Annotated in this window: 19 protein-coding genes and 1 other annotated feature; of the genes, 14 read left to right on the forward strand and 5 right to left on the reverse strand. The window is 55.5% G+C overall.

Annotated features, from left to right (window positions below; genetic code table 11):
* Positions 1-108: 108 nt before the first annotated feature.
* Complete coding sequence (gene ettA, locus F3J26_RS09480; RefSeq protein ID WP_008460109.1) at positions 109-1,776, reverse strand: energy-dependent translational throttle protein EttA; 1,668 nt, start codon at positions 1,774-1,776, stop codon at positions 109-111.
* A 242-nt stretch (positions 1,777-2,018) separates the two neighbouring features.
* On the opposite strand from ettA, the gene sltY reads away from it, so the two are divergent.
* Together sltY and trpR are read left to right on the forward strand one after the other, a co-directional pair.
* Positions 2,019-3,953: a murein transglycosylase gene (gene sltY / locus F3J26_RS09485; protein WP_166993473.1), complete on the forward strand. Its 1,935-nt coding sequence runs from the start codon at positions 2,019-2,021 to the stop codon at positions 3,951-3,953.
* A gap of 55 nt (positions 3,954-4,008) precedes the next feature.
* Positions 4,009-4,347 carry a trp operon repressor gene (trpR, locus tag F3J26_RS09490; protein ID WP_166993475.1) on the forward strand — a complete coding sequence of 113 codons (339 nt, stop codon included), beginning with the start codon at positions 4,009-4,011 and terminating at the stop codon, positions 4,345-4,347.
* Here trpR and yjjX read toward each other — a convergent pair.
* Positions 4,344-4,871, reverse strand: a complete 528-nt coding sequence (yjjX, locus tag F3J26_RS09495; RefSeq protein ID WP_166993477.1) for an inosine/xanthosine triphosphatase — start codon at positions 4,869-4,871, stop codon at positions 4,344-4,346. The genes trpR and yjjX overlap by 4 nt on opposite strands.
* 52 nt (positions 4,872-4,923) lie before the next feature.
* Between yjjX and gpmB the strand changes: the two genes are divergently transcribed.
* The gene (gene gpmB / locus F3J26_RS09500) at positions 4,924-5,571 is read left to right on the forward strand and encodes a 2,3-diphosphoglycerate-dependent phosphoglycerate mutase GpmB (RefSeq protein WP_008460113.1); all 648 of its coding nucleotides are present in this window, start codon (positions 4,924-4,926) and stop codon (positions 5,569-5,571) included.
* On the opposite strand, the gene robA is transcribed toward gpmB, so the two are convergent.
* Positions 5,568-6,437: an MDR efflux pump AcrAB transcriptional activator RobA gene (gene robA / locus F3J26_RS09505; protein WP_008460114.1), complete on the reverse strand. Its 870-nt coding sequence runs from the start codon at positions 6,435-6,437 to the stop codon at positions 5,568-5,570. The two genes, gpmB and robA, sit on opposite strands and share 4 nt — an antisense overlap.
* A 211-nt stretch (positions 6,438-6,648) precedes the next feature.
* On the opposite strand from robA, the gene creA reads away from it, so the two are divergent.
* Positions 6,649-7,122, forward strand: a complete 474-nt coding sequence (creA, locus tag F3J26_RS09510; RefSeq protein WP_008460116.1) for a protein CreA — start codon at positions 6,649-6,651, stop codon at positions 7,120-7,122.
* Positions 7,123-7,263: 141 nt separating this feature from the next.
* On the forward strand, positions 7,264-8,166 hold the full coding sequence (locus F3J26_RS09515) for a LysR substrate-binding domain-containing protein (RefSeq protein WP_166993480.1): 903 nt from the start codon (positions 7,264-7,266) through the stop codon (positions 8,164-8,166).
* A 129-nt stretch (positions 8,167-8,295) separates the two neighbouring features.
* Here F3J26_RS09515 and F3J26_RS09520 read toward each other — a convergent pair whose 3' ends face one another.
* Positions 8,296-8,595, reverse strand: coding sequence for a CBU_0592 family membrane protein (locus F3J26_RS09520; RefSeq protein WP_008460118.1), 300 nt, complete (start codon positions 8,593-8,595; stop codon positions 8,296-8,298).
* A gap of 192 nt (positions 8,596-8,787) precedes the next feature.
* Here F3J26_RS09520 and F3J26_RS09525 point away from each other — a divergent pair, with 192 nt between their 5' ends.
* From F3J26_RS09525 to F3J26_RS09545, 5 genes are read left to right on the forward strand one after another with little or no spacing between them, the layout of a single operon-like run.
* Positions 8,788-10,377, forward strand: coding sequence for an ABC transporter substrate-binding protein (locus F3J26_RS09525; RefSeq protein WP_166993482.1), 1,590 nt, complete (start codon positions 8,788-8,790; stop codon positions 10,375-10,377).
* The gene (locus tag F3J26_RS09530; protein ID WP_008460122.1) at positions 10,377-11,324 is read left to right on the forward strand and encodes an ABC transporter permease; all 948 of its coding nucleotides are present in this window, start codon (positions 10,377-10,379) and stop codon (positions 11,322-11,324) included. Before F3J26_RS09525 ends, F3J26_RS09530 begins: the two co-directional genes overlap by 1 nt.
* Positions 11,325-11,327: 3 nt before the next feature.
* Positions 11,328-12,158, forward strand: coding sequence for an ABC transporter permease (locus tag F3J26_RS09535; protein WP_008460123.1), 831 nt, complete (start codon positions 11,328-11,330; stop codon positions 12,156-12,158).
* Positions 12,155-13,777: an ABC transporter ATP-binding protein gene (locus F3J26_RS09540; RefSeq protein WP_166993484.1), complete on the forward strand. Its 1,623-nt coding sequence runs from the start codon at positions 12,155-12,157 to the stop codon at positions 13,775-13,777. Before F3J26_RS09535 ends, F3J26_RS09540 begins: the two co-directional genes overlap by 4 nt.
* Positions 13,774-15,795 carry a CocE/NonD family hydrolase gene (locus F3J26_RS09545; protein WP_166993486.1) on the forward strand — a complete coding sequence of 674 codons (2,022 nt, stop codon included), beginning with the start codon at positions 13,774-13,776 and terminating at the stop codon, positions 15,793-15,795. The genes F3J26_RS09540 and F3J26_RS09545 overlap by 4 nt, the downstream gene beginning before the upstream one ends.
* A gap of 57 nt (positions 15,796-15,852) precedes the next feature.
* Here the strand turns inward: F3J26_RS09545 and arcA are convergent, their stop codons facing one another.
* Positions 15,853-16,569: a two-component system response regulator ArcA gene (gene arcA / locus F3J26_RS09550; RefSeq protein ID WP_008461663.1), complete on the reverse strand. Its 717-nt coding sequence runs from the start codon at positions 16,567-16,569 to the stop codon at positions 15,853-15,855.
* Positions 16,570-16,665: 96 nt separating this feature from the next.
* Between arcA and yjjY the strand changes: the two genes are divergently transcribed.
* The 4 genes from yjjY (at position 16,666) to thrA (ending at position 20,704) form a co-directional block, all read left to right on the forward strand.
* Positions 16,666-16,806 (forward strand): YjjY family protein, encoded by a 141-nt coding sequence (gene yjjY / locus F3J26_RS09555; RefSeq protein WP_085938930.1) that lies wholly within the window; start codon positions 16,666-16,668, stop codon positions 16,804-16,806.
* 402 nt (positions 16,807-17,208) lie between these two features.
* Positions 17,209-17,895, forward strand: coding sequence for a tRNA/rRNA methyltransferase (locus tag F3J26_RS09560; RefSeq protein WP_008461665.1), 687 nt, complete (start codon positions 17,209-17,211; stop codon positions 17,893-17,895).
* A 196-nt stretch (positions 17,896-18,091) separates the two neighbouring features.
* Positions 18,092-18,160 (forward strand): thr operon leader peptide, encoded by a 69-nt coding sequence (thrL, locus tag F3J26_RS09565; protein ID WP_071530522.1) that lies wholly within the window; start codon positions 18,092-18,094, stop codon positions 18,158-18,160.
* Positions 18,099-18,216 (forward strand) — a sequence feature (Thr leader region). Its footprint overlaps the gene before it by 62 nt.
* 25 nt (positions 18,217-18,241) lie before the next feature.
* Entirely contained in the window at positions 18,242-20,704 is a 2,463-nt protein-coding gene (thrA, locus tag F3J26_RS09570; RefSeq protein ID WP_166876899.1) for a bifunctional aspartate kinase/homoserine dehydrogenase I, read from the forward strand.
* The last annotated feature ends 1 nt before the right edge of the window (position 20,705 follow it).

Raw genomic sequence — 20,705 nt, forward strand, 5'->3', positions numbered from 1 at the left:
TTATGTGTCGTTTTTCTCCCTCGCCCTCTGGGAGAGGGCCGGGGTGAGGGGAAAAGTACTACGGGTGAACTCACCATAAAAAAGGCACCGTGAAGGTGCCTTTTGCATTTACTTGGTTACGCGCTTGTACTTGATGCGTTTTGGCTCCAGGGCATCTGAGCCGAGGGTACGCTTCTTGTACTCTTCGTATTCGGTGAAGTTCCCTTCGAAGAATTCGACTTTACCTTCATCCTGGTAATCCAGAATGTGGGTAGCGATGCGGTCCAGGAACCAGCGGTCGTGCGAGATAACCATCGCGCAGCCCGGGAACTCCAGCAGGGCGTTTTCCAGCGCTCGCAGGGTTTCGATATCCAGGTCGTTGGTTGGTTCATCGAGCAGCAGAACGTTACCGCCAACCTGCAGCAGCTTCGCCAGGTGCAGACGACCGCGCTCACCGCCGGACAGCTCGCCCACGCGTTTACCCTGGTCGACGCCTTTGAAGTTAAAGCGGCCAACGTAGGCGCGGCTTGGCATCTCGGTGTTGCCGATACGCATAATATCCTGGCCGCCAGAGACTTCTTCCCAGACGGTTTTGCTGTTATCCATGGCGTCACGGAACTGGTCAACGGAGGCCAGTTTCACGGTCTCACCGAGGGTTATAGAGCCGCTGTCAGGCTGTTCCTGACCGGACATCATGCGGAACAGGGTAGATTTACCCGCGCCGTTCGGACCGATGATGCCGACGATGGCGCCTTTCGGTACGGAGAAGCTCAGATCGTCAATCAGCAGGCGGTCGCCGTAAGATTTACGCAGGTTGTTAACTTCCACCACTTTATCCCCCAGACGTGCGCCAGGTGGAATAAACAGTTCGTTGGTTTCGTTACGTTTCTGGTATTCGGTGTTGTTCAGCTCTTCGAAGCGTGCCAGACGGGCTTTGCCCTTAGACTGACGGCCTTTAGCGCCCTGACGAACCCACTCCAGCTCTTTCTCAATGGATTTACGGCGAGCCGCTTCCGTTGAGGCTTCCTGCGCCAGGCGCTGATCTTTCTGCTCCAGCCAGGAGGAGTAGTTACCTTCCCATGGAATACCTTCCCCACGGTCAAGCTCGAGGATCCAGCCGGCGACGTTGTCGAGGAAGTAACGGTCGTGGGTGATCGCCACCACGGTGCCCTCGAAGTCGTGCAGGAAGCGTTCCAGCCATGCCACGGATTCTGCATCCAGGTGGTTGGTTGGTTCGTCGAGCAACAGCATGTCTGGTTTTTCCAGCAGCAGGCGGCAAAGCGCAACGCGGCGGCGCTCACCCCCGGACAGCTTCTCGATTTTTGCATCCCAGTCCGGCAGGCGCAGGGCATCGGCGGCGCGCTCCAGCTGCACGTTCAGGTTATGACCGTCGTGCGCCTGGATGATTTCTTCATACTTGCCTTGCTGCGCGGCCAGCTTATCGAAGTCCGCGTCCGGCTCGGCGTATTTGGCGTAGACTTCGTCCAGGCCTTTCAGCGCGTTAACCACTTCGGAAACCGCTTCTTCTACGGACTCACGTACGGTGTGTTCCGGGTTCAGCTTTGGTTCCTGCGGCAGGTAGCCGATCTTGATGCCTGGCTGTGGACGGGCTTCGCCTTCGATATCGGTATCGATGCCGGCCATGATGCGCAGCAGGGTGGATTTACCGGCACCGTTCAGACCCAGTACGCCGATTTTGGCGCCAGGGAAGAAGCTGAGCGAAATATTTTTCAGAATATGTCGTTTCGGCGGGACAACTTTGCCGACACGATGCATGGTATAAACGAATTGAGCCACAGTGCGACTTTGCCTCTTTTATCGTGATGTAAGATGGTACTTAACAAAGGCGAAGTGTAGCCGTTTTCACGGTCTAATCCCAGCGGGGTATCGTGCTTCTGCCGCGCAGGGCGCCTTTATACGCTTCATGACCAAAATATCCCTTCCGGACGTGGCGTATTGCGTCTCCCCTGGTTAGCATGAATGCATTCGCTTATTGCAGCGCAGGCATGATGCCGTCAGGAAAATAATGAGGAGAAGGTGTGGTAAAAGCCAAACAAGTCGTATGGCAGTTGCTTGCCGCGGGCGTTAGCCTGGTGATGTTAAACGGTGCGGTACGTGCAGATTCTCTCGATGAGCAGCGCAACCGCTACGCGCAAATTAAACAGGCCTGGGATAACAAGCAAATGGACGTGGTGCAGCAGCTCATGCCCACGCTGCAGACCTATCCCCTTTATCCTTATCTTGAATACCGCCAGCTCACCGATGACCTGATGAACGAGCCGACCGTGGCGGTGGCCCAATTTATCCAGGCGAACCCAACTTTGCCTCCGGCGCGAACCTTAAGCTCCCGCTTTGTTAACGAGCTGGCAAGGCGGCAGGACTGGCAAGGTTTGCTGGCCTTTAGCCCCGAGCCGCCTGCCACTAACGAAGCAAAATGTAATTACTACTTTGCCAAATGGAATACCGGGCAAGCGGATGCCGCCTGGGCCGGTGCGAAAGAACTTTGGCTGACGGGAAAGAGCCAGCCATCAAGCTGTGATGCGCTGTTTTCGGCGTGGCGAGCTTCCGGCACGCAGGATCCGCTGGCTTACCTTGAGCGAATCCGCCTGGCGATGAAAGAGGGGAATACCTCGCTGGTGAACGCGCTGGCGAACCAGATGCCAGCGGAATATCAGACCATCTCCAGCGCCCTGGTTAGCCTGCAAAATAATCCTGGCACGGTGCTGACCTTCGCTAATACGGTGGGGGCGACGGATTTCACTCGTCAGGCGGCCGCTATCGCCTTTGCAAGCGTTGCGCGTCAGGATGTAGAGAATGCTCGCCTGATGATCCCGTCCCTGGCTCAGGCACAGAAATTGACCGAGGAGCAGGTGCAGGAATTGCGTGACGTTGTGGCCTGGCGATTGATGGGCAGCGACGTAACGGATGAACAGGCTCGCTGGCGGGATGACGCCATTATGCGTTCCCAGTCCACCTCGTTGATTGAGCGGCGCGTGCGCATGGCGCTGGGTGTGGGCGATCGCACAGGCCTGAATACCTGGCTGGCGCGTTTGCCAATGGAAGCCAAAGAGAAAGACGAATGGCGCTACTGGCAGGCTGATTTACTGCTGGAGCGGGGACGTGAAGACGAAGCGAAAGGTATTCTTCGTGCCCTGATGCAGCAGCGTGGTTTCTATCCGATGGTTGCCGCCCAGCGGCTTGGGGAAGAATACCCCCTGCGCGTGGATAAAGCCGAGCCTGTTAATCCTGCGCTGGTGCAGGGGCCTGAAATGGCCCGCGTCCGCGAGCTGATGTACTGGAATATGGACAACACCGCGCGGAGCGAATGGGCAAATCTGGTCACCAGCCGCAGCAAGCAGGAGCAGGCCGGGCTGGCGCGCTATGCTTTTGAGCAGGACTGGTGGGATCTCAGCGTGCAGGCAACCATTGCCGGCAAGCTATGGGACAACCTCGAAGAGCGCTTCCCGCTGGCTTATAAAGACACCTTTGCCCGCTACGTTAGCGGCAAAACTGTGCCACAAAGTTATGCCATGGCGATTGCCCGCCAGGAAAGTGCCTGGAACCCGAAAGTGCGTTCCCCGGTGGGGGCAAGCGGCCTGATGCAGATCATGCCGGGCACCGCCACCCATACGGTGAAGATGTTCAGTATTCCAGGCTACAGCAGCCCGGTGCAGCTTCTGGATCCTGACACCAACATCAATATTGGCACCAGCTACCTGCAGTATGTGTTCCAGCAGTTTGAGAACAACCGTATCTTTGCTTCCGCCGCCTATAACGCAGGGCCGGGGCGCGTGCGGACCTGGCTGGGTAACAGCGCAGGGCGGATTGACGCCATCGCATTCGTGGAAAGCATTCCGTTCTCTGAGACGCGTGGCTATGTGAAAAACGTGCTGGCCTACGATGCCTATTACCGCCATTTCATGGGGCAGCCGGACAAGATTCTGTCTGACAGCGAGTGGCAGCGGCGTTACTGATTGCGCAGAGAGTATGTTATGCTGCCGTACTAGTTAAAGAGTATGGTGGCCTGACATGACTCAGCTCTCTCAGTATTCGGCGGAACAGGCCGAGCAAAGTAATAAAGAGTGGCTCCGCTTTGTGGGGCTGTTACAGCAAGCTTTTGGGCAGGAGCTTCACATGCCTCTGCTGACGCTGCTGTTGACGCCGGATGAGCGTACGGCGTTAGGCACGCGAGTACGCATCATCGAAGAGTTGTTGCGCGGTGAGCTTAGCCAGCGTGAGCTGAAGAATGAACTGGGCGCGGGGATTGCAACCATCACCCGCGGCTCTAACAGCCTGAAAGCTGCGCCGACGGAGCTACGAGCGTGGCTGGAAAAAGAGCTGCTGCAGGTTGGCAGCTCAAACCGCTAAATATTTTCCCAGCAGTAAATTTCGTTATGAAATGGACTTAGCGCCAGAATCACCGCCTGATGGTAAACGCTACTACGCGTGAGCTTTCCGGCGGTGAACACCCCAATCGCTCCCTCTTTACGCCCAATCTCATTGATACCCGTATAGTCGGACATCACCGGCCCCAGAGCGTGGCCTGCGCTGACTTTTTGCAGAATGATGTCTGGCAGCGGCAGGGTCGCCGAACGGGCTTCGCCGCGCTGCTGCCGATTCTCGATCACCACCCAACTGAAGGTACTCCCTTCGTCGATACCGGCCTCAATAGCGACCCAAAAGTCGGCATCTGGTCTGATCTCCCGGGCATTCGCTACTCTGCATCGTGCGCCAGTTCGCGTTTCCTGACTACCAAAGGGCTGCTCCGGCACGCCACTATCGACGACCACGGGCTCAATATGGCAGGATCCTTCGCCATAAATCTCGCTAAACGCCTGCAGAATCGCCTGAATTTTGGCGGGATTGGTTGTTGCAGCTACGACATGGTTCATAATAAGTCAGAACTCTCGATATTTCGTGACCGGAGTATAACGGAAAAAACGCATGTTACAGGTATACCTTGTTCGTCATGGCGAAACGCAGTGGAATGCTGAGCGCCGCATTCAGGGGCAGTCAGACAGCGCGCTGACTGAGAACGGAGAGCGTCAGGCCTGGCAAGTGGCCGAACGAGCCAGAGCCCTTGGCATCACCCACATTATCAGCAGCGATTTAGGCCGTACTCGCCGCACCGCAGAGATCATCGCCGAAGCCTGCGGCTGCGAGATTATCCTGGATTCCCGCCTGCGTGAGCTCAATATGGGCGTGCTTGAACGCCGCAAAATGGACTCGCTAACCGAAGAGGAAGAGGGCTGGCGGCGGCGCTTAGTTGACGGCACGCCGGACGGGCGTATTCCCGAAGGCGAAAGCATGCTGGAACTGAGTAACCGCATGCACGAAGCGCTGAACGCCTGCCGGGAGCTGCCGGCCGGAAGCCGACCGCTGCTGGTGAGTCACGGTATGGCGCTGGGTGGGCTGGTGAGTACGATTCTTGGTTTACCGGCGTGGGCGGAACGTCGACTGCGTCTGCGCAACTGCTCGATTTCCCGCGTGGATTATCAGCACAGCCCGTGGCTGGCGTCTGGATGGGTGGTTGAAACAGCAGGAGACATCTCGCACCTTGATGCCCCTGCTCTGGATGAAATCCAGCGTTAACGGCGAACCGGGATCAGGTATTCACAGCGAATATGCATCGGCACATCCTGATCCCGCGTTTCATCCTGAGGATAGAAACGTTCGATGTCCTGACCTTTACGGCGCGTCAGGTTGAGTGATGGCATGCAGGTGCCATAAACCGTCAGGATAAAGTCCTGCAGCCCGGTGCCCAGCCCTTCGTAGTTAAATTGAACATAATCCCCCCCTTCCAGCACCACCGGATGTGAATCCGGCAGGAAACCATTCGCCAGCTCAGGCGTGAGCGCCGTGGTGTAGAAGACTTCCTGCTCGTCGTCTTTTTCCGAGCTTGGGCGAGGCTCATGCAGGCCGTATAACACCCGCGGGATGGTCGGTGAGTTGCCGAGGAACTGCGTCCAGAACTGGATGCGCATCTCATTACGGAAGTCGGAGATTTGCTCCAGCGTGCAGCTGTAGCTTTGCGTGACCCCAACCAGATGCGTTTCCGGCATCGTGATGAAGTGGGCCTGCGGCGGCGTAAACTCGCCAAGACGCAGCGGCGGGCGCATACCGAAGGCGCTCCAGTCAGGAGAACGACGGTAGAGTGCCGGCGTTTGAGCAAACTGCTTTTTAAACGCACGAGTAAACGTCTGCTGCGAGTCAAAGCGGTACTGAAGCGCAATATCGAGAATAGGGCGCGCAGTCAGGCGCAGAGCAACGGCGGATTTGGAGAGTCGGCGGGCGCGAATATAGGCACCAATAGCGTGCCCGGTAACCTCTTTAAACATCCGTTGTAAATGCCACTTGGAATAACCTGCTTTTGCCGCCACATTATCAAGGGCGAGAGGCTGGTCGAGGTGGCCCTCCAGCCAGCTAAGAAGATCGCGAATGATCCCAGCCTGATCCATAAAATATCCTCATCCATACAAGCGAATGCCTGTTTACTAAGGTAGCGGATAATAGCATTTTTGTAGTTTATGCATTCACCGTTTTTATTTAACAAGTTGTGCCAAATTTGCCGATTATGGAGGCAGGTTTTGCTAATAATGTGATATTCAACGGTTTTTTGTCCAATTGTTGAATAATCCCGTAGGGTAATTTTTATACAATGGTAACAATATGAAATATAAAGCTTTAGCACTTTGCAGTGCGCTTCTGGCCGTAAGCTACGGTGCGAGCGCGGAGCAGATCGGATCGGTGGACACCGTGTTTAAAGTCTTTGGTCCCGACCACAAGATTGTCGTCGAGGCGTTTGACGATCCTGATGTGAAGAATGTGACCTGTTATATCAGTCGCGCAAAAACCGGGGGTATCAAGGGCGGCCTCGGATTAGCTGAAGACACGTCTGATGCGGCCATTTCCTGCCAGCAGGTAGGCCCGGTTGAGCTCAGCGATAAGATAAAAGCGGGTAAAGCGCAGGGCGATGTAGTGTTCCAGAAGCGAACTTCGCTGGTGTTTAAAAAGCTGCAGGTGGTGCGTTTCTATGATGCGAAGCGCAATGCGCTGGCCTACCTTGCCTACTCTGACCGCGTTGTTGAAGGATCGCCGAAGAACGCCATCAGCGCGGTGCCGATTATTCCGTGGAGTAAATAATCTGTGCACTGGCGCTGAGCGGATGCATTCACGCATGGCCGCATGAGAAGCCTGATGTATTTCTAATGCATCAGGCTTGTCAGTTCTTACCTTCCTTATTAGTGTGTTATGACCGTGCCGTTGCCTTCTAAGGCTTCTTTGATGCAGATCGAGCCTCTACCGCCCCTGAATACCCTTATCGCCTTCGAATGCGTGGCCCGCTATGGCAACATTTCTCGTGCGGCGGAGGAGTTAAACCTGACGCAAAGCGCGACCAGCCGGCAAATTCTGCAGCTGGAAGAGATGCTCGGCTGCAAGCTATTTACCCGAACCCAGCGGCGAGTGCTGCTCACGCCACGCGGTGAAGCTTATGCCGAGCGGGTCAGGCAGCAGCTGGCGGCCCTGTCGCATGCCACGGCAGAAGTGATGGGCTGGACCGGGTTGCCACAGGTCACTATCGCCTGTACCAGCGCTATGAGTTCGCTGTGGCTGTCATCCCGGCTTTCTGCCCTGCATCGTGAGCTGCCAGATTTGCAGATTCGCATGAAAATTACCGACAACTTCTCGGAGCTGCGCTCATCGGAATTTGATTTGGCTATTTTTTACCTGCGAAGCGTGCCCGTCGGTTTTCACGCCACGCCGCTCTTCGATGAAGTCTGTTACCCCATGTGCTCCCCGGCTTTTCTGTCCCGCATTGGTTCAGACGCACCGGCGGAAGCGCTGCTGCAGCACACGCTGCTGATTCAGGACGATCCCCAGCGGGAGTGGACCGGGTGGAGCGACTGGTTTGCTTCGCAAAATGTTTTGAGCTTTGTGCCAGGGCAAACCTGGCGAGCCAATAACTATCCGTTTTTGGTGGAGACGGCGGTGCGCGGCGACGGGATATTACTCGGCTGGGAAGGGCTGGTGCAGGATTATCTTAACCGGGGCGAGCTTGTCGCGGCGCACCCTGGCAAGCTGGCCGCCGCCAGTAAATGTTTCCTGCTTATCCCCCAGGATCGCTACATGAAGCCGATTGTTCGCCATGTGATGAGCTGGCTGCAGCGCCAACCTTTGGCGGAATAAACAGAAAATAGATGTAAATCACAAAAGACGATTATTTTAATATTTTGGTCATCAATAAATTATCTGCTTATTTTATTAGCCATAACATTTTCTTATATAATACGACGGGAAATAAGTGATGAATCACATTTAATCCTTTGGTTTATTTATCGTCTCTAAATCCAAAGGCACTATTTTATTTTTCATCTCTGCGCGTCGACGATAAGAAGTATGCATACCTACAAGTGTGAAAACCAGCCACATCGACTGCGATATTACCGACGCTAAATTAAAATCATGGCTAAGAGAATACAGCCCGCCCACGCAGCCTGCGATGTTGAGTACAGCATAACCATTTGAATCTATTGATAGTCTTCGCATTTGGACCAGGGCGTATGCCAGCAGGTAACAAAACACGCCAATTAAACCTACAAGGGTATGCAGTTCCACTTTTTCTTTCCTGATGTGACTCCGTGAACGGGAAATTATCTTTTTTGCCGTGGTTCTGCCGTGCATTTTTTTCATAGTCTGATACGAAAAACTCATGCCTCAGTGTTTAGCTGTTTTGATATAAATCATAAATAGATGTGCTATGGCATCTGGCCGGTGGTCAGACAAACAAATAATAACGGAGAAAAATAAATGAAAGACGATCGTTCAGACGAAAAAAAATACCTGCAAGGCGTGAGCATGAGCCGCCGTTCATTTATCAATACGGCGGCGCTGATTGGTATGGGCAGTGCGTTATCGCTGTCGCCGCTGGCGGGTTTTGCTGCCGAAACGACGCCTAAAAAAGGGGGCGTGCTGAAGCTGGGCATTTCGGGCGGCAATACCAGCGATTCTCTGGATCCCACGCTCTTTAGCGACTGGGTGCCGCTTAACCAGGCATACATGCTGATGAACGGCCTGGTGGAAATTGATGAGAATAACCAGGCCACGCCGGAGCTACTGGAAAGCTGGGAAGCGAAGCCGGGCGCGCAGGAGTGGACTTTTAAAGTGCGTCAGGGCGTGACCTTCCACAACGGCAAGGCGCTTACCGTGGAAGACATCCTTTACTCGATTAACCTCCACCGTGGCGATCAGTCTCGCAGCGCCATTAAAACGCAGCTGGCGGCCATCAAAGATCTGAAGAAGAGTGGTGAGAACGAAATTACCCTGACGCTGGACAGCGGCAACGCCGACTTGCCGTTCCTGCTGGCGGACTACCACCTCGTGGTGGTGCCGGACGGCTTTAGCGACTGGAAACACCCGATTGGCACCGGTGGCTTCGTCTTTGATCAGTACCAGCCGGGCGTGCGTTCCTACTTCAAACGTAATCCCAATTACTGGAAGCCAAACCGCGCGTTTGTGGACGCCGTTGAAGTGCTGGTGATCAACGATGCGACCGCGCGTACCAACGCTCTTATTTCGGGCCAGGTCCACGCCATCAACCGCGTGGACTTTAAGACCGTCGATTTCCTGAAGCGCAGCCCGGCGCTGAACATCGTGCGGGCGGCCGGCGGGCAGCATTTCACCTTCCTGATGAACTGCCGCGTAGCACCGTTCAACAATAATGACGTTCGGACGGCGATTAAATACGGCATCGATCGCGAGAAATTACTGGCCACCGTGCTGCGGGGTTACGGCACGCTGGGCAACGATCATCCGATCCCGAAAACCGATCGCTTCTTCAATAAAAGCCTGGAACAGCGCGCCTACGATCCTGACAAGGCTAAGTTCTTCCTGAAAAAAGCCGGGCTAAGCGCGCTGCCGCTTGAGCTGTCGTCCTCTGATGCTGCCTTTGCCGGGGCATTGGATGCCGCCGCATTGTTCCAGGGGGAAGCCGCAGCAGCGGGGATTCAGGTCAGCATCAAACGCCAGCCAGCAGACAGCTACTGGGATGACGTCTGGATGAAAGCGCCGTTTAGCATGGGCTACTGGGGCGGGCGTCCAACGGCGGATCAGATGTTCTCCACCGCCTGGCAGTCCACCGCCAAATGGAACGATACTCACTGGAAGAATGACAAGTTCGACAGCCTGCTGATTCAGGCGCGATCGCTGCTTGATGACCAAAAGCGGGCAGAGATCTACGGGGAGCTGCAAAGCATTGCCCGGGATGACGGCGGCGCGATGATCCCGCTGTTTGGCGACTATCTGGACGCCACCAGCAAAAAAGTCGGCGGTGTGAAACCTCATCCGCTCTTCAACTTCATGGGTGGCCGCCTGGCTGAACGCGTCTGGCTGGAGTCGTAATGAAAAAACAGATCCTTCATCGTTTATTGCTGGGCGTGCTGACGCTGTGGCTGGTTTCGGTTCTGATCTTCGTCGGCACCGAGCTGTTGCCCGGCGACGTGGCGAGCGCCATCCTCGGCCAAAACGGCACGCCGGAAACCATCGCCGCGCTGCGTCTCCAGCTTGGGCTGGATCAGCCGGCGGTTTATCGCTATCTGCATTGGCTGTCCGGCGTCTTGCACGGTGATTTAGGCACTTCGCTTGCCAACAACCAGCCTATTGGCGCCGAGCTGCTGCCTCGCCTGGCGAACACGCTATTTCTTGCGCTATATGCCGCGCTGATCGCGATTCCGTTGGCGGTCGTATTGGGGATTGCTTCTGCGGTGTGGCGCGGTTCCTGGTTTGACCGCCTGGCGAACACGCTGACGCTGATGAGCATTTCGGTGCCGGAGTTTTTTGTCGGCTACGTGCTGGTGATCTTCTTTGCGATTCGCCTGGCCTGGTTCCCCAGCCTCGCGCTGGTCGACCCGGATGCCAGCCTTCTCGACAGGCTCTATGCCTGTACGTTGCCGATGCTGACGCTAGTGCTGGTGGTGCTGGCGCACATGCTGCGCATGACGCGGGCTTCCGTCGGCGCGGTGATGTCCAGCAGCTACATCGAAACGGCGCTGCTAAAAGGGCTCTCCCGCTGGCGCATTGTGCTCAGCCACGCGCTGCCCAACGCGCTCGCGCCGATCATCAACGTGATTGCTTTTAACCTGGCCTATCTGGTGGTGGGAGTCATCCTGGTTGAGGTGGTCTTTGTTTATCCGGGCATTGGGCAACTGATGGTGGATGCGGTGACAAAACGAGATTTGCCGGTGGTGCAGGCCTGCGGGCTGCTTTTTGGCGGGACTTATATCCTGCTGAATACGGCGGCAGATCTGCTGGCCATTTGGTGTAACCCACGACTGCGGCATGCGAGGTAGGCCATGAAAAATATCAAAATTCGCACGGTGCCGCTGTCGGCAATATTGGGGTTGACCATCATCGCCGTCAATTTGATTGCCGCGCTTTTTGCGCCCTGGCTGGCACCGCACAGCGAAACGGCTCAGGTGGGTGACATCTGGATGCTGCCGTCGAGTTCAATGCCGTTCGGCACCGACAGTCTGGGGCGTGACATGCTGTCGCGTATCCTGTTTGGCGCCCGAACCACCATTGCGATTGCGCTGGCGATCACCGCTATTTCATTTGTGGTGGGCATTATTACCGGTTTTACCGCCGCGATTTACGGGCGCTGGGTGGACGTCGTGCTCACCCGCATCGTCGATACGCTGATGTCGATCCCGGTGCTGATCCTGGCGCTGATCGTCCTGTCCGTGCTGGGGACCTCTATTCCGGTGCTGGTCGGAACCATTGCGCTGTTAGACGCGACTCGCGTTTTCCGTCTTGCTCGTCTGGTCGCGCAGGGGATCGTTTGCCTTGAATATGTTGAGGCGGCGCGCCTGCGTGGGGAAGGGCTGTGGTGGATCGTCCGTAAAGAGTTTCTGCCTAACGCCATGCCGCCGCTGCTGGCGGAATTCGGCATGCGCTTCTGCTTTACCTTCCTGTTTATTGCCGGGCTGAGTTTCCTTGGGCTGGGCATTCAGCCACCGTGGGCGGACTGGGGCAGCATGGTGCGTGACAACGCGCAGGCCATCAATTTTGGCCAGTTTGCTCCGCTGTACCCCGCTGCGGCGATTGCCCTGCTGACGATCGGCGTCAACCTGGTGGTCGACTGGCTGCTGGTGCGTAACAACCTTTCGCTGGGAGAAGAGGGATGACACAACCGATTTTACAGATGCGTGATTTACGCATTGAAACCGAGCAGGGGCTGCCGCTGGTGAAAGGCGTCTCTCTCAGCCTGATGCCTGGCGAAGTTCTGGGGCTGATTGGCGAGTCCGGCGCGGGGAAATCGACTATCGGTCTTGCGGCCCTGGGCTATGCCCGACCTGGCTGCCGGATTGCGGGCGGTGAAGTGCTGGTGGGCGGGCAAAATATTGTGGCGCTATCCAGCAAAGAGAAACGTGAGTTTCGCGGTAAGCGCGTGGCCTATGTGGCGCAGAGCGCCGCCGCCGCGTTCAACCCGGCGCTGACCATCGGCAAGCAGGTTTGTGAAGGGCCGCTTCGCCATGGCCTGATGAGTCCGGAAGAAGCCCAGGCCTGGGCCGTGACGCTGTTTAAAGCGCTTGATCTCCCGGAGCCTGAAGCTATCGGCCAGCGCTATCCACATCAGCTCTCGGGCGGGCAGCTGCAGCGGGCGATGGCGGCGATGGCGATGTCCTGCAAGCCTGATGTCCTGGTCCTTGATGAACCGACCACCGCGCTGGATGTAACGACGCAAATCGAAGTGCTGGTGATGCTGCGCAAACTGGTCAGAGAGTTTAATACCGCCGCGCTGTATATCACTCACGATCTGGCGGTTGTCGCACAGATTGCCGACCGCATTATGGTGCTGCGACAGGGGAGCGAAGTGGAGTGCGGCAGCACCGCCGATATTCTGCAGAAGCCAACAGAAAGCTACACGCAGCGACTGGTGTCCGAACGCGCCCACGCTTTAACGCCGGTGCATGCCGAAAGTAAACCTGAAGGGCAGCTACTGGCGTTGAATAATCTCTCTACGGGCTACAACGGTAAAACGGTCGTCCACAACGTTTCCCTCAGCATTGCCAAAGGAGAAACGATGGCCATTATCGGCGAGTCCGGAAGCGGGAAGAGCACGCTGGCCCGGGCGCTCTGCGGCCTGCTGACTGACACGAAAGGCAGCGTTACCTTTGCTGGCAAGGTGCTGGCCAACCGTTACCCGCAGCGTGATAAAGAGACGCTGCGCCGTATCCAGATGATCTATCAGTTGCCCGATGTGGCGCTTAACCCAAGGCAAACCGTGCTGGAGGCGATTGGCCGCCCGGTAGCGTTCTATTTTGGCCTTGATAAACAGCAGGTTCGCGCGCGGGTTCTGGAACTCCTGAAACTGACTGAACTCCCTGATTATCTGATTGATCGCTATCCTGGCTCGCTTTCCGGGGGGCAGAAGCAGCGCGTGTGTATTGCACGAGCGCTGGCCGCGAAGCCCGATCTTATCATCTGCGATGAAGCAACCTCCGCCCTTGACCCGCTGGTGGCGGAAGAAGTGTTGAAATTGCTGAGAAACCTGCAGGAACAGCTGGGGCTGTCTTATCTGTTTATCACCCACGACCTGAGCACGGTAAAACGCATTGCTCAGCAGGTTGCCGTGATGTATCAGGGCAACGTCGTCGCACAGGGCCCAACCGCGCAGGTATTCAGCGCACCAATGCACAGTTACACCGAAAAACTGCTGACTTCCGTGCCGGAAATGCGCCCTTCCTGGCTGGATGAGGTGCTGGGTCAGCGTCAGTTAAACGCGATGGCAGGAGCTTCATGAAAACTCTTATTACGCAATTCCCTCACAGCGTGAGCGTGACGGAACATTTGTGGATTGTTTTGAAAGACGGAACTCGGCTGGCGGCGCGTATGTGGCTACCTTTATCGGCTTCGCAGCAGCCGGTGCCCGCCATTCTGGAGTACATTCCCTACCGCAAGCGCGACGGAACGCGTACCCGGGATGAGCCGATGCACGGCTATTTTGCCGGGAATGGCTATGCGGTGCTGCGGGTAGACATGCGCGGCAGCGGGGATTCTGATGGGCTGATGGCCGATGAATATCTTTTGCAGGAGCAAGAGGATGCGCTGGAGGTGATCGACTGGATCAGCCGTCAGGGCTGGTGCAACGGCGCCGTGGGCATGATGGGTAAATCCTGGGGCGGCTTTAACTGCCTGCAGCTGGCGGCTCGCCGCCCTCCGGCACTGAAAGCCATTATCACCGTTTGCTCGACGGACGATCGTTACAACGACGATATCCACTATAAAGGCGGCTGCCTGCTGAATGACAATTTGTGGTGGGGCGGCATTATGCTGGCCTACCAAAGCCGCCCGCAGGATCCGGAGCTGGTCGGGGAGGGCTGGTATCAGGCCTGGCTGAATCGCCTTGAAAATATGCCTTTCTTCCCGGCGCTGTGGATGGAACATCCGCTGAAAGATGATTACTGGAAGCACGGCTCCGTGGGGGAAGACTGGCAGGCCATTACCTGCCCGGTGATGGCAGTGGGCGGCTGGTCGGATTCCTACAGCAACGCGGTATTCCGCCTGATGGATAATCTTAACGTCCCGCGCAAGGCGATCCTCGGCCCGTGGGCGCATATTTATCCTCAGGATGGCTCGCCTACGCCGGCCATCGGTTTTCTGCAGGAGGCTGTGAGCTGGTGGGACCGCTGGTTGAAACAGATCGATAACGACGTGCTGGATGGCCCGCGCGTCCAGGCCTGGCTCAACGACAGCCAGCGACCTGATTCGCAGCGGCCGCAGGCCTTTGGGGAGTGGATTGCCATTGAGAACGATACCGACGCTGAAACCTTCCCTCAGCGCTGGCATCTGCAGCCTGGCCGGCTGGTGACATCGCCTTTAGTCGATGAATACCGGCAGGACATCCGTAGTGTGCAGAATCACGGGTTGTTCGCCGGAGAGTGGATGGGCGCGGGTGTGCTGGGGGAAAGCCCAAGCGATCAGCGAATGGATGACGGACTGGCCGAAAGTTTCGACAGCGCCCCGCTGAGCGAAAGCCTGGCGATTTACGGTTTCCCGCAGTTTAACGTCACGCTTTCCAGCGATAAACCTGCGGCCATGCTGTATGTCCGCCTGTCAGACATTGCACCTGACGGAGCATCAACCCGCGTCAGCCACGGCTGGGTGAATCTGAGTCATTTGCAGGGGCAGGAGCAGAACGTCGCGCTGGTGCCGGGCGAAAAGGTCAATGTTACCGTGCAGCTGGACGGCATCGCCTGGCGCTTTGCTGCCGGGCACCGGCTACGGGTTTCTCTCGCGACTACCTTCTGGCCGATGATCTGGCCGATGGCTGAAAATGCGACGCTTAGTGTTGATCTGGCCAGCGCTCAACTGCAATTGCCGGTTTGCCGGGAAGTTAAGCCGATTGCTGGCCCGAATCCGCATCCTGAAACGGCAGCCAATACGCCGCTGACAATCCTCTCTCCAGGGCGGGTCGATCGCGAACTGCGCTATGACGTGGTGAAAGACAGCTGGCAGAGCATCACTCAGGGCGTGGGCGGTGTTTTTGGCGAGGGCGTGTATCGGTTTGATGATATCAATACCACCGTCGATCATAGCCTTAGGCGCCAGTTGACTGTGCAAAACAGCGATCCTCTCTCGGCGCATTACCTGCTGACTCAGAACATGAAAATCGGCCGGGAAGGCTGGTGGACGGACACAGATATTGTGCTGGAGATGCGCAGTGACCTGACGCATTTTATTGTCAGTGGAAAGATGACGGTTCAACACAATGGGGACGTGGTTTTTACCCGGGACTGGAATGAACGCATTTCCCGCTGAAAGACAGGCATAAAAAAGGGCTGACAGATGTCAGCCATTTTCGTTATTTCTCACCACTTATTCCTGCAGATCGCCGCAGAAACGGTAGCCTTCGCCGTGGATGGTGGCGATAATTTCAGGCGTATCCGGCGTGGATTCGAAATGTTTACGAATGCGGCGAATGGTCACATCGACGGTACGGTCATGCGGCTTCAGCTCGCGACCGGTCATTTTTTTCAGCAGCTCGGCACGAGACTGAATTTTGCCCGGGTTTTCACAGAAGTGCAGCATCGCACGGAATTCACTGCGCGGCAGCTTATACTGTTCACCGTTCGGGCTAACCAGAGAGCGGCTGTTGATGTCCAGCTCCCAGCCGTTGAATTTGTAACTTTCAACGGAACGACGTTCTTCGCTGATGGCCCCTAAATTCATGGTGCGGGACAGCAGGTTACGTGCACGAATAGTCAATTCACGCGGGTTGAAAGGTTTGGTGATGTAGTCATCCGCACCGATTTCAAGACCGAGAATCTTGTCTACTTCGTTGTCACGACCCGTCAGGAACATCAGCGCCACGTTAGCCTGCTCGCGCAATTCACGCGCCAGCAGCAGGCCGTTTTTACCCGGCAGGTTGATGTCCATAATGACGAGGTTAATGTCATTATCGGCAAGGATTTGATGCATCTCTGCGCCATCGGTCGCTTCAAAAACATCATAGCCTTCCGCTTCAAAAATGCTTTTAAGCGTGTTGCGTGTTACTAATTCGTCTTCGACGATAAGAATGTGCGGGGTCTGCATGTTTGCTACCTAAAATTGCCAACTAAATCGAAACAGGAAGTACAAAAGTCCCTGACCTGCCTGTTACATGCCATAAATTAACATGCCGGGCTTAACATGACTAAAGTACGTAATTGCGTTCTTGATGCACTTTCCATCAACGTCAACAACATCATTAGCTTGGTCGTGGGTGCATTCCCTTTGGACCCGACGGTGTCAAAAACGGCTGTTATCCTAACCATTTTAACAGCAACATAACAGGCTGACGCGCTTTAGACACCTGATAAAACTACGCTTCGTTGACATATATCAATTTCAATTGTAGCACGTTAACAGTTTCAATAAATCATCGTAGCTCAATGCTAGCTTTTGTCACAACTTTTTAATAATCAAGATCGTAAAGCGTCAAATAAAGTACGCTGAATCTGGCCTGCAGCTGTGTTTCTCTTGTGGGAAAATAAACCATGATAAACAAGTGGATATAACCCGTGTTTCCCCTATTTTCATGGTATATAATCACGTAAAAGCATAAGCTTAAGTTATAAGTCCATCAGAAGTTATAGCCACAATATATGTTGCAACAAAGTAAATTTGCGATGCGTATTATCCAAATTTGTGCATCACTTCGCACGTTTTAACGAATTTTAGAAGAGAGTTCCAATGCGTTTGCCAATTATCCTGGTTTCACCGGCCAGAGCAGAGAACGTCGGGGCCGCTGCCCGGGCGATGAAGACCATGGGGTTTACGGAGATGAGGATCGTAGCCAGTGATGCGCATCTCCAGCCCGCCGCCCGCTGGGTTGCGCACGGCGCGGGCGATATTCTTGATGGAATTCGCCACTTTGACACGCTCGCGGATGCTCTGAGTGACGTGGATTTTTCCATCGCCACAACGGCCCGCAGTCGGGCGAAGTTTCATTACTATGCGACGCCGCAGCAGCTACTGCCTATACTCGAAGAGAAACGCCAGTGGGTAGGATGCGTGGCGCTGGTTTTTGGCCGTGAAGATTCCGGGCTGACCAACGAAGAGCTGGAGTTGGCGGATGTGCTAACCGGCGTGCCGATGGTCGCGGATTACCCATCGCTTAACCTGGGGCAGGCCGTGATGGTTTATTGCTACCAGCTTTCCGCTTTGATGCAGCAACCGCCTGTGGAAAACGTGGCCGGTGACGGGCAGCAGTTGAATGCGCTGCGTCTGCGAATGGAAGCGCTTTTGCATCGTCTTGAGGTTGCGGGCGACCAAAAAATGGTCGATTGGGTCCAGCAGCGTTTGGGGCTACTGGAGCAGAGAGACACGGCAATGCTTCACCGTTTGCTTCATGACATCGAAAAAAAATTACCAGAATGAAATGTTTTTGAATGACTCTTTTTGAGACGTTCATCTAACTTGTTGCGCTATTTACGCGCTTTTACTCCCATTTTTGGTGGGTTTTTCAGCTCGACCGGGCAAGGCGATTTTTTGTGACAGAACTAAAAAAAATTGACTTGGTAAAGGGATTGCTTTAACCAATAGAGCTATTACAAATTTAGAGCACACAACATCCATGTTTCGCTTCAGCCTGATTACCACAATTATCACAACCACCATTACCACAGGTAACGGTGCGGGCTGACGCATACAGGTAAAAATGAAAAAAGCCCGCACCTAAACAGTGCGGGCTTTTTTTTCGGGAAAAAATCAAGGGGTCACAACAATGCGAGTGTTGAAATTCGGTGGTACTTCGGTGGCAAATGCGGAGCGTTTCCTTCGCGTTGCCGATATCCTGGAAAGTAATGCCAAACAGGGGCAGGTGGCGACCGTGTTGTCTGCTCCGGCAAAAATTACTAACCACCTTGTGGCGATGATTGAGAAAACCATCGGGGGCCAGGACGCTGTGCCGAATATCAGCGACGCAGAGCGTATTTTTGCTGAACTGCTGAATGGTCTGGCAGAGGCGCAGCCGGGCTTTCCGCTGGCTGAACTGAAAGGGTTAGTGAATCAGGAGTTTGCTCAGCTTAAACATGTTCTGCACGGGATCAGCCTGCTGGGCCAGTGCCCGGACAGCATCAATGCGGCGATCATCTGCCGGGGCGAGAAACTGTCTATCGCTATTATGTCGGGCGTGCTGCAGGCTCGTGGCTACCAGGTGACCGTGATCGACCCGGTCGAGAAGCTGCTGGCGGTGGGGCATTACCTGGATTCCAGCGTGGATATCGCAGAGTCAACTCGCCGCATTGCCGCCAGCCGCATTCCTGAAGATCACATGATTCTGATGGCTGGGTTTACCGCCGGGAACGACAAAGGCGAGCTGGTTGTTCTGGGCCGCAACGGTTCCGACTATTCTGCCGCCGTGCTGGCTGCCTGTCTGCGAGCCGACTGTTGTGAAATCTGGACTGACGTCGACGGCGTTTATACCTGCGACCCACGCCAGGTGCCTGATGCCCGACTGCTGAAGTCGATGTCTTACCAGGAAGCGATGGAGCTTTCCTACTTCGGCGCCAAAGTACTTCACCCTCGCACCATCACCCCGATTGCCCAGTTCCAGATCCCCTGCCTGATTAAAAATACCGGAAACCCGCAGGCGCCAGGTACGCTCATTGGCGACAAGAGCGATGACGAAGGGCTGCCGGTGAAAGGCATCACTAACCTGAATAACATGGCGATGTTTAGCGTTTCAGGCCCGGGCATGAAAGGCATGGTCGGCATGGCTGCACGCGTGTTTGCCGCGATGTCCCGTGCCGGGATCTCCGTGGTGCTGATCACCCAGTCCTCCTCCGAGTACAGCATCAGCTTCTGCGTTCCGCAGGCCGATTGCGGTCGCGCTCGCAAAGCGATGGAAGACGAATTCTATCTCGAACTGAAAGAGGAGCTGCTGGAGCCGCTGGCGGTCACCGAACGCCTGGCGGTTATCTCCGTCGTGGGCGACGGCATGAAAACGCTGCGTGGTATCTCCGCCAAGTTCTTTGCTGCCCTGGCCCGCGCGAATATCAACATTATCGCTATCGCACAGGGTTCTTCCGAGCGCTCTATCTCCGTTGTGGTCAATAACGACGATGCCGTGACCGGCGTACGTGTGACTCACCAGATGCTGTTTAACACCGATCAGGTTATTGAGCTTTTCCTGGTGGGCGTTGGCGGCGTGGGCGCGGCTCTGCTGGAGCAGGTTAAACGCCAGCAGGCGTGGTTGAAGGAGAAGCATATCGACCTGCGCGTTTGCGGCGTGGCGAATTCTAAAGCCCTGCTGACTAACGTGCATGGCCTGGATCTCGAAAACTGGCAGCAGGCGCTGGAGCAGGCCAAAGAGCCGTTCAATCTTGGCCGCCTGATCCGCCTGGTGAAAGAGTATCATCTGCTAAACCCGGTGATTGTGGACTGTACTTCCAGCCAGGCCGTGGCGGATCAGTACGCTGATTTCCTGAGCGAAGGTTTCCACGTGGTGACGCCAAACAAAAAGGCCAACACCTCGAGCATGAATTATTACCACCAGTTGCGTAATGCCGCGGAGAGTTCTCGCCGGAAGTTCCTCTACGACACCAACGTGGGGGCAGGCTTGCCGGTTATCGAAAACCTGCAAAACCTGCTGAATGCGGGCGATGAGCTGCAGCGTTTCTCGGGCATTCTTTCCGGATCGCTTTCTTACATCTTCGGGAAGCTGGATGAGGGAATGAGCTTCTCGCTGGCGACCAGCACTGCGCGTGAAATGGGATATACCGAACCGGATCCGCGTGACGATCTTTCCGGTATGGACGTGGCGCGTAAGCTGTTGATCCTGGCACGTGAGACCGGGAGCAGTCTGGAACTTTCGGATATCGAGATCGAATCCGTACTTCCGGAAAATTTTGATGCAAGCGGAGACGTCGAGTCTTTTATGGCACGCCTTCCTCAGTTGGATGATGAGTTTACGGCTCGTGTGAGGAAGGCGCGTGACGATGGGAAAGTGCTACGTTACGTCGGCATTATTGAAGAAGACGGCAGCTGCAAAGTGAAAATCGACGCCGTAGACGGCAACGATCCGCTGTATAAGGTGAAGAACGGCGAAAATGCCCTGGCCTTCTACAGCCACTATTATCAACCGCTGCCGCTGGTACTGCGTGGCTACGGGGCAGGTAACGACGTTACCGCCGCCGGTGTCTTCGCGGATCTGCTTCGCACCCTGTCATGGAAGTTAGGAGTTTAAG

It is taken from the genome of Enterobacter sp. Ap-867, assembly GCF_011752855.1.
Lineage (GTDB): Bacteria > Pseudomonadota > Gammaproteobacteria > Enterobacterales > Enterobacteriaceae > Cedecea.

What these genes read in the sequence shown, in the direction of transcription:
- trpR (WP_166993475.1), top strand. Translation starts at nt 4,009, where the DNA reads ATGACTCAGCTCTCTCAGTATTCGGCGGAACAGGCCGAGCAAAGTAAT.
- yjjX (WP_166993477.1), bottom strand. Translation starts at nt 4,871, where the DNA reads ATGAACCATGTCGTAGCTGCAACAACCAATCCCGCCAAAATTCAGGCG.
- gpmB (WP_008460113.1), top strand. Translation starts at nt 4,924, where the DNA reads ATGTTACAGGTATACCTTGTTCGTCATGGCGAAACGCAGTGGAATGCT.
- robA (WP_008460114.1), bottom strand. Translation starts at nt 6,437, where the DNA reads ATGGATCAGGCTGGGATCATTCGCGATCTTCTTAGCTGGCTGGAGGGC.
- creA (WP_008460116.1), top strand. Translation starts at nt 6,649, where the DNA reads ATGAAATATAAAGCTTTAGCACTTTGCAGTGCGCTTCTGGCCGTAAGC.
- F3J26_RS09515 (WP_166993480.1), top strand. Translation starts at nt 7,264, where the DNA reads ATGCAGATCGAGCCTCTACCGCCCCTGAATACCCTTATCGCCTTCGAA.
- F3J26_RS09525 (WP_166993482.1), top strand. Translation starts at nt 8,788, where the DNA reads ATGAAAGACGATCGTTCAGACGAAAAAAAATACCTGCAAGGCGTGAGC.
- F3J26_RS09530 (WP_008460122.1), top strand. Translation starts at nt 10,377, where the DNA reads ATGAAAAAACAGATCCTTCATCGTTTATTGCTGGGCGTGCTGACGCTG.
- F3J26_RS09535 (WP_008460123.1), top strand. Translation starts at nt 11,328, where the DNA reads ATGAAAAATATCAAAATTCGCACGGTGCCGCTGTCGGCAATATTGGGG.
- F3J26_RS09540 (WP_166993484.1), top strand. Translation starts at nt 12,155, where the DNA reads ATGACACAACCGATTTTACAGATGCGTGATTTACGCATTGAAACCGAG.
- F3J26_RS09545 (WP_166993486.1), top strand. Translation starts at nt 13,774, where the DNA reads ATGAAAACTCTTATTACGCAATTCCCTCACAGCGTGAGCGTGACGGAA.
- arcA (WP_008461663.1), bottom strand. Translation starts at nt 16,569, where the DNA reads ATGCAGACCCCGCACATTCTTATCGTCGAAGACGAATTAGTAACACGC.
- yjjY (WP_085938930.1), top strand. Translation starts at nt 16,666, where the DNA reads ATGACTAAAGTACGTAATTGCGTTCTTGATGCACTTTCCATCAACGTC.
- F3J26_RS09560 (WP_008461665.1), top strand. Translation starts at nt 17,209, where the DNA reads ATGCGTTTGCCAATTATCCTGGTTTCACCGGCCAGAGCAGAGAACGTC.
- thrA (WP_166876899.1), top strand. Translation starts at nt 18,242, where the DNA reads ATGCGAGTGTTGAAATTCGGTGGTACTTCGGTGGCAAATGCGGAGCGT.